Genomic DNA, 13,519 nt, shown 5'->3' with positions numbered 1-13,519 from the left:
AAACAACAAACAAACATAAACATATTTGACAAATGGACAAATAATTACATAATTGAACATGATAAAATCATAGATTTCAAAAATTAAATTAAAAAAAAATTCAAAGGAGAAATAGCGGACACTCCCAAAGTTGATTAAATGAAATATTCGATTAATTAAATAATATTTTTCAATATCATTTGCTAATTTAATTAAATATTATTTTGATATAAAAGAATTTATCTTAAAAATAGAAAAATATGATGTAGGTAATCTACATCAATTTATTTTTTAACAACAATTTTGCCTGTTTTGCTTACTGATTTGTATGCCCCATCACCTGCAAATTTTGCAGTATAGGTGAAAGTTCCTTTTTTAGCAACTTTCACTTTAACGGAAGCTACACCTTTGGAATTGGTTTTAGCTGAAAATGTCTTTCCATTTACTTTGATTGTAATTTTTTTACTTGAAACTGCCTTGCCATTGGATTTCAACGTAATGGATATTTTTTTAGCTTTTTTAACTTTCAATGTAGCTTTTGGAGCTTTCAAGGTTGTTGTCCTTTTACTTACAATGATCTTGCTGGATTTTATTGAGGATTTATAGTCATCATCCCCTGCAAAAGACACGGTTAGGTAATGAGTTCCAGAAGTGGAGTATTTTACTGAAACTTTAGCAACCCCATTATCATCAGTTGTCACTGCCTTGGATTCCCCATCAACAATAACGGTTAAAGTCTTATTTGAAAGCAATTGATTGTTTGAATCTTTCAAAGTAACCTGTAAACTACTGGAATCTCCTGCCAAAATGTTTAAATCAGATGCAATAATAACTGAAGCAACCAATTCCTTGATTTCAGCTTTGACACTGGAGATATTATTTGAATTGATATTAGAAGCATTAATTGAGTTTATAAAACTGTTCACATTGCCCACCACAACATTCCTAATCAGGGTATTGTTAGTGTTGTTTAGAATTATTGCATTGAACTGGAAATCCTCAGGATCAAATTTTGATGTTTCCCGTTTAACGCCAACCCAATTGAAAGTCAGATTTTCCAATACCACATCATCCGCATCAACATAAACCCCAAATGGATTGTAGACATCGTTTGCAATGTAGTAGAAGTCATTTGTAAATGAAAATCCTTTCAATACAGTTCCATTGGCTTGCGGGGAAATGTAAAACACGCCATGGTCTTCAGGACCGCTTCCATATTTCATCATGTGAGTATGGTGAGGGCATACCCCTACGCTTGTTCCTGGGGTGGCCAGAATGGTTAAAGTCTTGTTAATCATGAAATGGCAATGGACAAATGTTCCGTTAAGAACTATTGTGTCTCCAGGTTTTGCATTATCAATTGCCGGCTGTACTGTTGGAGCCTGAACCTGATTCGGATTTTCGGGGTCAGGTGCCACATAGTAGGTCTTCGGTCCGCTTTCATCATCACAACATGAATCATCTGCAATTAAATCACTGCAATCATCAATTTCAATAATGTCCGCATTTTCGTCTGTTAAATTTAAATCCACATTATCCTGAGCAGATGCTGAGGATATAAACGTTAGACTAAAAAATATTAGTAATACAATTATTAATCTATTCAATTTCATAAAGGTTCTCCGAAATAATTTTTTTAACTATTGTTATAAATCTAATGAAAAAAATAATATAAGAAAAAACATTATTTTTTAGTTACAGTTATAACATTGGATTTTGAAACCGGTTTAAACTGGGAATTTCCTAAAAATTTCATGCTGATCTTATATTTTTTAACTTTTTTGAGTTTAATGGTCAGTTTAGCAATTCCTTTTTTGTTGGTTGTAAGAGTTTTGGTTTTACCATTCACTTTTACAATTACCTTTTGATTGGATAATGCCTTTCCATTGCTCGCAGTCAATTTGAATTTAAAGGATTTCTTTTTATTCTTTTTAATCTTCATGTTGGAAGCCTTGATTTTAGATTTCTTGCTACCTGTTTTAACAATGATTTTTGCTGCAGTTTTGCTTGCGCTATAATCATCATTTCCGGAATAAGTGAAAGTTACAGAATATGTTTTTTTAGCTGAAAGTGAAACCTTAACTTTAGCAATTCCGTTATTGTCCGTTTTTACATTGTAAGTTTTGCCATTGAAGTTGACTGTGACATATTGTCCGGCAATTGCTTTATTTTTACTGTCAACTAATTTCACTGAAAGATATCCTGTGGCCAACGGATAAAGAGTTAATCCGGATGAACTTAACTGTGTAGAAGGGTTGATTGGAACGTTGGAATCTGAAACATTCAACTGCCTATGAGGATTATTAGCAACCTTATTTGATAATGCACAAAAAGCAGCAGTTATAACATTGCCGGAGCTGCGGAATAAACTGTAATACTCTCTAAAATCTGCTGTAGCAACCCCTTTTTGAATTTTAACTTTCTTGTAAATGTCACTGCCCTGAGGTTCCATCGTACTGTAATCATTCAGGAAAAATATCATATATCCGGAATTAAAGTTTGAAGCAACATTTCCCTTTGAATCAACAATTGAAATTTGGTAAACTCCATTTTTTACTTCTTTCATCTCACTCAATTTCAATGAAAGGTTGTATTTCCCATTATTTCCCGGAGCCTCCAAAGACCATGGAATAGTTGATGTGTAATAAGTAAACCCGCAAACAATATCATCTACAACAAATGCATTTTGCAAATACACATATGATTTGGATTCGCTGTAATTTCCATTACTTGAAGGAACAAATAAGTCATTTTCAGCATCATAATCCATGTTTCCGTCGGCACTTTCTACATAGGTTCTGTGGTGAAGTATCATTGAATTATGTCCTTCAAAGTAATTATCATCAACAATGGTTAAATTATCCGCACCTTCACTGTTATCCAGATTTCTTGCACGACAATCGTACATTACTGCATGCAGATTATTTCCTATGAAAATATTTCCCATTACGACAAGTTTGGTAATGTTAGCATTAACATAGATTCCTGATCCGCTATCATGATTATTTTTACCATTATTTTTTATCAGATTATCCTTTATGAATACATTATTTACGCTCAATAAATTAATGCCATAATATCCATTGTTTAATATGGTATTATCATATACATTGATATTTCCTGAATTTCCACTGATGCTTATTGCATTACTTTCAATATTTGTAAATGTACAATTAGTTATTTCGACATTTGTGGAATTTATTATAGTTATCCCACTGATTGTATTGTTTATAAAAAGGTTTGACAACTTGATGTTGTCTGCATTTTCGATTATTATTCCTAAAAGCTTGTCCGAATTATCATCAACCCAGTTCATAGTGCAATCTTTAACAGTGACATCACTTGCTCCCCTTATTAAAACAGCAAATGGTGTTTCTGATTTGTCCTTATTTACAAATGTAAAACCTTGAATTAAAGATCCGCTTCCACCCTCAGCAACAAAGAATACACCATATTCGTCTACGCCTTCATGGGTATGGTGAGGGCATGCATCTATTGTCCCTCCTGATGAGATAACGCTCAAAGTTTTATTGATTGTAATATGGCAATGAACGGGATTTCCTTTAATTATCACAGTATCTCCAGGATTTGCCTTATCAATTGCCGGTTGAATCCTTGGCCATAACACTTCATTTGGCTGTGTCTCAATGAACGGCACTTCAATTGTTTTTGGAGAATCGGCAAGGACATCATCACCACCATTAGATAATGAAAGAACTTCATCCTGATTATCTTCGATATTGCTAATCAAATTTTCTGTTGAAATTGTGTCATTTAAATCATCTGTTGCAGATATTGACCCAATTCCAAAAATTACAATTACTAAAATCAAAATTATTAAAAAAAACTTATTTATTTTCATATTTACACTCTCTTTTACGATAAGAATATTTATAACAATCATGATATTTAACTATTGTTATATTTTTTTTAAAAAAAATAAAAAGGAACAAATATGTTAAAAACATATTTGTTAAGCTGGAATCTCACCTTCAGGAACTTCATAGAGGTAAGTTACCTTAAATACCCTTGATGTTGAGTCAATCAGAGACCCGATGGATATTTCAATAGTATTTTTTGTAGAATTGAAATTTGAAGAATCGAATGTGAATGTGCCCATACCCTCAATTACATCAAATACAACTTCAGCCTGCTTATCGGTTCCACGATTCAATGTTGCAAACATGTCGAATTCCGGAAGATTTGCATCAAACTCCCCATTCTTATAAAACCTGATGCTGTAGTTACCAGGACTGTTATAAGTCACGTTAAATTCGATATTGGTAGTGTTGATTCTAGGACACATTGTTCCATAACCCACTACACCTGTATCATTGTCCCAGGTGACAAGATTATTTGTTCCATACCAATTTGGCTCTAATTGCAGTTTTTGGCTAGGGTCCAATAATCCGCCGCCATAAATGCCGAAAGGATTTGCACTCATTTCACCTAAAATCATCATACTCGGACCTCTTGCATTTCTATATATTGCATTATCGGTTACATGAGGCAAAACAGCATTTTGGGCAAGATCATATCCTGCATTGAATCTGATTCCTTCAAGAACATTGTCAGTAATGGTGTTTTGAGTTATTACAATGCCTGTTGAGTAATTTGCATCCAAGGAAATTCCCAAGTGATTTGCATAAATGTGGTTGTGATTGATGGTTACATTTACGGCGGAATTATTCAGGAATATTCCATATCCTGTCGGGCCTTCAGGAACTGTCATGATATATAATCCGATTTGATTGAATATGTCATTGTTGGTGATTTCAGTATTTGCAACGCCCCAACCATATTTTACACCATAGTTATTCTCCCTTAATGTGTTATTATCAATGACAATGTGTGAGGATTCCTGAGCAAATATTGCGCTTTCAAATGATTTTATATCATTTTTGGATAATTTTATATTGCTTGCATTTGTAATGGATATTCCATATCCCGGAAGGTTAATGTTTCCGGCATTATAATCTGCAAGCTTACCCTCATCCAACCTGTTTGAAATTATGTTATCCACAATGTTTACGCTGTCTGCGCCATCAATGACAATTGCATCGCCTGAGTTTCCATTAATTGAAAAACTGGAGACATTGACATTATCAGAGGATATAATGAATACAGGACTGCCTGATTTTGCATTCAAACTTGTTAAATTTGATGAATAAATGTTTAAATCTTTATTAAGAGTTAATGAAATATCTGAATATTCATTTCCTAAAAACTCAATATTCGATCCGCTTGCTGCATTATCCAAAATACTTTGTATTTCAGAGTTCGGCAAATTGCCATCCACAAATACCGTATTCAGCTTATCGGAAATTGTAATCTTATTTGTTTTGAAAACTGATTTGTATTTGTCATTGCCTGCAAATTTGACAATGATATCATAAGTTTCCACATTCAAGTCATTGATGGTTAACTTGGCAACACCATTGGAATCTGTAGTTTCATCATAATTTTGACCATTTAAATTGAAAGAAACAGTTAGACCTGCCAATGAATTGCCTGAATTGTCTTTTAAGGTAACCTGATACTCTTTTTGGGTATCCTTAGAGAATGTCCTGTCATAACTAACAATCTGAGTGGCCATTTTTGAAACAGTTATTTTACCGGTGGCTTTTGATGCCTTATAAATTCCGGTTCCATTATAATTTACATTAACTGTATAAGTCTTTTCATCTGCAAAATTAACTCCTACACTAGCCTGACCCTTGCCGTCAGTTGTTTTTGTGTAGGTTTTACCGTTAATGTTTATAGTTAATTTCTGTTTGGATAAAGCTTTTCCACCCGCATTTAAAGTGACTGTATAGGTTTTTGACTCTTTTGGAAGCATTGAAAGTGTAGGGGCAGTGATTTTAGTAGCAGTTTTAGCCACTTTAATCTTACCGCTTGATGAAGCCTTTTTATAAATCTTGCTTCCTTTATAGGTTGCTTTAACATTATAAGTTTTCAATTTTGCGAATTTGACCTTAATTTTAATCTGGCCTTTTGAATTGGTCTTTTTGGTGTATTTTTTACCGTTAATCTTAACAGTGACTTTCTGTTTGGATATTGCTTTACCATTAACATCCTTCATACTTACAGTGTAATATTTAGCGGTTTTTGGTGGAATGGTAACTGTAGGAGTTGTCAGTTTAGCCTTTTTGGATGAATATTTGACGATTATCTTATTAGTCTTTGAAACCGCCTTGTACTTATTGTTTCCTTTGTATGTGATAGAAATCTTATATTTTTTCTTGTTTTTATTGAATTTAAGTTTTACTTTAGCTATACCTTTTGAATTGGTTGTTTTTGTGTAGGTTTTTCCATTGACCTTGAATGTTACCTTTTGATTAGCCAACACATTTCCGGAAGCATCCTTTAAGGTGACTGAGTAATATTCTGCCATTTTAGGAATCATGTTCAGATTTGAAGAAATGATTTTTGTAGCCTGCTTTTTAACAGTGACTTTAGCTTGGGCATAAGATCCATAATAATCGATTCCTCCATCACCTGCAAAACTGACGCTGAGTGTATAAGTTCCCTCTTTTGATTCGGATATTTTTATTTGAGCCTTACCATTAGCATCACTGACAACATTATATGTTTTTGAGTTGATTTTGAATGTCAGTGTTTCGCCGACAACAGGATTGCTGTTTTGGTCAAATAAAGTGGCAACAATTATCTGGTTTGAATTCGGATAGGTGTTTAAATTGGAAACACTGATTGAAGTGTTGGATGGAATTCCTGGAATGTTCGCATCGCCAACAGCAAATGTCTTGGATACCTTATCGTCAATGTTTGTGCCGGGTGTAGGAAATACTGCAGTTATGACATTTCCGGATGCATTGAATTCATCCATGTAAAATCTGACTGTTGCAGTACCATTCTTCATCATTACGGTTTTGTAGACATCACCCTCCTGAGGAGTTGCGCTTTTTCCAGCCTTATTCAAATAAAATGTTACCGGAACTGAACTAATATCGGTTGCAACATTGCCGTTTGCATCAACAATGGAAATGGAGTAGATTCCCTTTTTGACTTGTGTGATTTCACTTAACTGCAGTTCATAATTTCCGGATTTTGACCATACATTTTTAGGTGAATAATAAATGTTGGGGCAGCTCACAAATTCATTTATCTCAAAGACATAGCCAAGATACATTATTCCCTGATGACCATAATATTCGCCGTTTCCTTCACCTACATAAACGTAAACATCATTGGCAGCATCATAATTATAGTCGCCAATGCTAGGTTTATACTCATATACCTGAGTCCAAACCGGCCTGTCCCGGTCTCCTGAACCATATCCTCCGTAATTGATCATATAATTGTTATTAATTATTTCCAAATTATTTGCATCCTTAATTGACACATCATTAATATTTTTAACATGAAAATCATTGAAGACTTCCCATAGCTGATTCTGATTAAAGAAATTGCCTTTTATCTCTATTTTTGTAATGTTATAATCGACATAAACCCCATTGTTTGTATTGAATGCGATGTAATTGCTCAGAATATAAATATTGTCGGAAGAAGTTAATTTGACCCCATTTGTATTTTCAGTTATGTTATTATAATTTATGGTCAAATATCGGCCATTTCCTGAAAATGAAATACCTGCAATATTATTATTTGAAATGGAGTTATAGGATATTGTTGTTGAAGATGAATCAACAACATTTATTCCATTTTTGGAATTCTTGATATTTGATGATTTGACATCGATGTTTTGTGAATTTCTTATATTGATGGCGTTGTTTGCATTCAAGGCAGTGACATTTTCAACAAGACAATTTTTTGCATTTTCTATTCTGATTGCATCGGAATAGCCAATATGGCTGATTGTACAATTTCTGATTTCAACATCATTGCCTTTGACCAATATTCCATAATCATTTTCACTGTAAACATTATTGTTTAAAGTAAATCCTTCAATTACTGTTCCGCTTGCTCCAGGAGAGACATAGAATATTCCTTTATAACCGGAACCTTGGGTATTACTTGGACACACTTCCATAGTAGTGCCGACATTACTTATAATTGTTAATTTTTTATTAATTATAAAATGACAGTGAACATAACTTTTACCTTCAATAATGATTGTATCTCCCGCATTGGCATTATCGATTGCTTTTTGAATTGTTGGTTGGCTCATTTCATTATGATCATCTTCAATCTCTTCAACGATGATTGTTTGAGGCGAAGATAAAACTGAAGTATTCTCGTTAACGGTTTCCAAGTTATTTAGATTATTATTTATTTGTAAATTAGAGTCATATGCGTCTGAAGTTAAATTAGCATCAATATCATTATCACCGGCTACAACTGAACTTACGGACAGCATAGCAATGAATAAAAATGATAATGCAATTAAAGTCTTATCAAATTTCACATTCTCCCCCACCATTAGTTTTTAAAATAATTATATTGTCAATATATAATAATATAACAATCGATGTATTTAATATATTTCGGTTTATTTTAAAAATAAAGTAAAAATAAAGAAAATAAAAAAAGTGATTTGAATAAAAATACATAATGTAATAACATTATTTTTTAACTTTCAAAGTTGTTTTTACAGTCGATTTCAAGTATTTGATTGTAATCTTATATTTTCCAACCTTTAAATTCTTAAAACTGACCGTTGCAGTTCCTTTTTTATTTGTTTTAGCCTTGTAGGTTTTACCTTTAATTTTGAAAGTAATTTTTTTACCCGAAATAGCCTTTCCTTTGCTGGTTTTCAGCATTGCGGAGTATTTGATTTTCTTGGCTTTTTTCTTGGTAATGCTTTTTGCCTTCAGTACTTTTTTAACAGTTATTGTATTTTTTACGGAAAATCCTTTATATTCAGTTGTAATTGAATATTTTCCCGGAACTAAACTGAATGTTTTTGAAGCATAACCGTTCTTATCTGTCTTTACAGTATATGCCTTGCCCACAATTTTCATGACTACTGCCTCATTTTGACCAACAACCTTGCCGTTAGAACCAACTACCCTAACTTTAAAAGTTACTTTCCCATTATAATCCACAACAATATTCTTATTGTCTATTATTTTAGAAGGATTCAAACTAACACCCAATGCAATTGATTGGCCATTGGTTTTTGAAGTTATTGATGATATTTTTGGAATATATACTGAGTCTAAGCAATATCCATTTTTAACCGTGAAAACACTTCCTGTTGACAAGGTCACTTTAAAATTAGGCAACCCGCCGGCATCAGCAATCTGGGAAACTTGATTATTCATGTTTTTTACTTCATTGAAAGTGATTATGATCCTCGCATTTTCATACTGCATTAAGCGGTCAACACTTTTAAAGCCCATAATAATCCAAGCAAACTCGTCAGAAATATTGATGTTAATCAAATTTTCAAAATCTGGGCTGTTTGTTCCCCACCAGTTATTTGACAAATTGCTGTTATTGCCGTTTGCATAAAATGCGTTTCCAGCAGAGGCACGATTATTAAATAGAGAACTATAGCTGACATCAATATCTTTTCTTGCAATGATTGCTCCTCCTTCAGCACCTGCAACATTATTCTCAAAGATAGATCCTACAACATTTAAAACATTATTGTTGTCGATGGCTCCACCGTTTACTGTTGCTTTATTGTTTGTGAAGTTTGAATGAAGTATTGTCAAGATTCCTCCATTGTCAATAACTCCAGCACCATAAGCCCCATTATTATCAAATAATGAATTTGTGATAGTTATTTTTCCGGAATTGTCAATAGCTCCCCCATAGCTTTTAGCCCTGTTTGATTTGAATTGGGAATTTGCAATATAAACATCAGCACCATCGTTAAATATTACGCCACCCTCATCTGCACCTGTATTGAATGAAAACAACGAACCATCAATTGTAGCATTTCCCATTGCAAGATACATTACTCCTCCTTTACGGGTAATCTGATTATTGTTAAATTTTGAATTGTTTATTTCTAAATCTGAAGATGAATAAATCACTCCTGCATCAGATGCCCTGTTTGAATTGAATTCAGAATTTCCAATAGCCATTTTTGCAGTGTTATAAACTACTCCGCCAAAATATGCTTCGTTGAAACTTGATTTTAAATCACAGATAATGGAATTTGCACAGTTATAAATTACACCGCCATTTTGAGAGGCAATGTTTTTACTTGCAGTGACCTCCTCAATATTGAATTCGTTTTTATTATATATTCCTGCACCATTTCCTGCATTATTTGAATTTAGGATGGAGTATTTCAAAGAAAAGTTTCCATCATTATAAACCGCCCCTCCTTCGCTTGCACGGTTTTTACTCAATTCGCAGTTCACAATATTGACCGTAACTTCACTTACATAGATTCCTCCACCGTTAACGGCGAAATTATTATAGATTTTACAGTTATCTATTATGCCATCATCAATATTTCGAAGGGACAGGCAACCGCAATATATTCCCCCTCCGTTGGTTTTTGCAGAATTATTGGATATGAGAGAATCAGTCAATGTGATGGACCCGTCATTAACGTCAATTCCCCCGCCACGACTGGCTGAATTATTTATTATTGAAGTGTTTTTAAGAGTCAGCTTGGCCTTTGCCTCAACATAAACTCCGCCGCCATTGACTGCAGAATTATTCAGGACAAGACAGTTTCTAAGAAGCAATGAAAATTCAGAAACATAAAAACCTCCACCCTGCCTTAAAGGATTGGTGTTATTTATGATGATTGAATCGTAAACTTCACAAATTCCCCAGCTTTTTATTCCTGCACCTAAATCAGTACCAATATTTGATATGACTTTAGTATTGTAAACTTTAAGAATCCCACGATTGTTGTAGATGGCTCCTCCCCTCTCGGCGGAGTTGTACATGAAAATGGAACTGTATACATTCATTTTGCCCCAAATGTTATAGATTGCTCCACCCTCTTCACATACATTATGAGTAAAGGATGAATTTATAATATTAATAACCCCATTTGGATTGTCATTTTCGATTGCGGCACCTGAATCCGCAGTATTTCCCTCAAAATTTGAATTATAAATATTTAAATTGGATTTATCCGAACAGTATATTCCTCCACGTTCGGCATGATTATTAGTTATTTTAGAATTAGAAATGTATAGTGTGCCCTGATTATAGATAGCTCCGCCTATGGAATCTGAATATCCGTTAGTTATAGTCAGTCCACTAATATTTACTTTTGTATTTTTTGAAATTTCGAAAATTCTGGACGTATTGTTTGCATCGAGAATAGTATTTGAGTCCAATCCATAAATATTAATATTTTTATTGATTTTTATTGAATTTCCGTCTCCAACATATGTCTTATTTTCCAAATGGACCGAATCCCCAGGATTTGCATTATCGATTAAATCCTGTATTGTGTCAAACCTACCATTGGTTAAATTTCCACTTATTTCATTGTCTTCGGCATAGACGGCATTTAAAAGTAATATTGAAAAAAATAGAATGATTATTAATATTAGTCTTAATTTTTTAATTTGAATCTCCCCCAAAAAAACACTAATACGGAATCAATTACTTAACTGAAATATCTAAAAAAAAAGAAAAAAAGAAAATTGTTGTTTATTTAACAACAATTTTACCAGCTTTAAGTCCTGAGTTGTATGCACTGTCACCAGCGAAACTTGCTACGTAACTGTAAGTACCTTTTTTAGTTAATTTAACTTTAATGGTTGCTACACCTTTTTTGTTGGTCTTAGCAGAGAAAGCTTTACCATTAACATTAATGGTTACTTTTTTACCGGCAATTGCTTTACCACCAGATTTTAAAGTAATTTTAACTTTTTTAACCTTTTTGACTTTAAATTTAGCTTTAGGAGCTTTGAGTGTAACAGCTTTTTTAGATACAGTTTTTGTAACAGTTTTTGTAACTTCTGTAGGAGTTAAAGTAAGTGAATTTGCAGAAGCTGCAAATTTGTCTGTTGCTGCAAAATTAATAGCAACAAGTTTACCGGATTCACCAGTGATTATGAAGACACCATTTTCATCGGTAGTTATATTTACTGCAGTGCCATTGTTGATAGAGTAGGATAAAGCAGCACCGTCAATAGGATTACCTGAAATGTCTTTTAATACACCTGTGATTTTGGTTCCGTCAACACTAGTGATAGCGATTTGGGTTTGTACCAAGTCAGCTTTAGGAATTACAACATCACTTGGGCTTGCGTCTTCACTACCCCAATCGTTACACCATACGACTAAAGTTCTTACGCCATCAACAACATCATTACCGGAGATGTGAATTTCTGCATATGGGTTTAACATTCCTGACCTGCATAAGATGTGCAATAAGGTTACACCGGAAGTTTCAACTGCATCATTAGATTTTCTAACGATATTGTCGGTTACATTTATGTTACCAAGAGTACTTGGATAACCGTGAGCGGTGTTTCCTTGTTCAGCAGCAATTAACCAGTTATTGTCAATCACATTGAAGGTGTTGTTGCTAATGAAAACTCCACTGGAAGCTTTTTGGATACTTATTACTGGGAATCCATCCCAATCGTGAGTTCCATCATCAAATGAACCACAATCTGTGAAGGTATTGCCTGTGATGAAAGTTCCATCAGTAGATGCTCCTCCAAAGAAGATTGAATAAACGTTATCTTTGAAAGTGTTGTTTATGATTTTTGCATCTCCACTTCCACCTGCAATTGAAATAGCATCCAATACTATGCCATCAAAGGTATTGTTTAATACAGTGATGAACTTGGAACCCATTACACTGATTACTTTAGAACCTTGTTCTTTGTTGACAGTAGGGTCGTTTATAAGTTTTGTTGCATATCCACCATAGAATTTACTGTCTTTGACAGTGATGTAATTACATGAGGAAACTACAACCGCTTGGTTGAAATCCTGGAAAACACAGTTGTCCACGATTCCGCCTTCAGCGACAGAACCTGCAAAGCGAACACCCCAACCATTTACGGAACCACCATAGGTCAAATCATTTTTAGGGTTGGTGTCAATGAAAGTTATTCCCTGAATGGTTACTCCTTTAGCGGCTACATCGAAAAATCCGTTATTTGCACCATGACCATAAATTTTAGTTGCGCCATTACCTTTTATTACGAGATTATCCTTTTCCACTTTTATTGTATTATTTACTATATCATAAGTATCAAAAACACTTAAATCAACAGTTCCTCCATCTTCAGCTGTATCAACTGCAGTTTGAATAGCCTCTGAAGTGTTGGCGCTTGGTGAGATTGGATCAGCAGCCAACAATTCAACATCTTCTGTTGCCACAACTTCCGCATCATCAGTTGCTACAATATCATCAGTAGCGTTTTCTGCAGAAACTGAACTAACAGAAAATGCAATTAAAACAACTAAAAAGATGGATAATAAAATCTTTTTATTATTCATAATTTTTTTCTCCCTTTGAATCTAATTTTTAACCTAACTAATAAAAAAGAGGCTGACTCATAATTTTTGTGTTTAAATTTTTTTCTTTTTTTATTATCCTTTAATTTTATATACTAGGAAGTACAATCTATTATTAGAGTTAATTAACTTTTTGGTTGTGTTTTTTATGGTTTTA

5 protein-coding genes are annotated in these 13,519 nt (G+C 33.5%); all 5 read right to left on the bottom strand.

Annotated features, from left to right (window positions below):
* Window positions 1-263: 263 nt before the first annotated feature.
* Window positions 264-1,592: an Ig-like domain repeat protein gene (locus MBBTH_RS00585; protein WP_116591112.1), complete on the bottom strand. Its 1,329-nt coding sequence runs from the start codon at window positions 1,590-1,592 to the stop codon at window positions 264-266.
* Window positions 1,593-1,663: 71 nt separating this feature from the next.
* Window positions 1,664-3,841 carry a right-handed parallel beta-helix repeat-containing protein gene (locus MBBTH_RS00580; RefSeq protein WP_165813993.1) on the bottom strand — a complete coding sequence of 726 codons (2,178 nt, stop codon included), beginning with the start codon at window positions 3,839-3,841 and terminating at the stop codon, window positions 1,664-1,666.
* Between the two features lie 111 nt (window positions 3,842-3,952).
* On the bottom strand, window positions 3,953-8,365 hold the full coding sequence (locus tag MBBTH_RS00575) for an Ig-like domain-containing protein (RefSeq protein ID WP_165813992.1): 4,413 nt from the start codon (window positions 8,363-8,365) through the stop codon (window positions 3,953-3,955).
* Window positions 8,366-8,522: 157 nt separating this feature from the next.
* Complete coding sequence (locus tag MBBTH_RS00570) at window positions 8,523-11,465, bottom strand: right-handed parallel beta-helix repeat-containing protein (RefSeq protein WP_116591109.1); 2,943 nt, start codon at window positions 11,463-11,465, stop codon at window positions 8,523-8,525.
* A gap of 70 nt (window positions 11,466-11,535) precedes the next feature.
* Window positions 11,536-13,344, bottom strand: coding sequence for a right-handed parallel beta-helix repeat-containing protein (locus tag MBBTH_RS00565; RefSeq protein ID WP_116591108.1), 1,809 nt, complete (start codon window positions 13,342-13,344; stop codon window positions 11,536-11,538).
* Window positions 13,345-13,519 lie beyond the last annotated feature (175 nt).

Origin of the sequence: Methanobrevibacter thaueri, from assembly GCF_003111625.1 — an archaeon.
Lineage (GTDB): Archaea > Methanobacteriota > Methanobacteria > Methanobacteriales > Methanobacteriaceae > Methanocatella > Methanocatella thaueri.
This window is presented reverse-complemented; position numbering and strand designations above follow the sequence as displayed.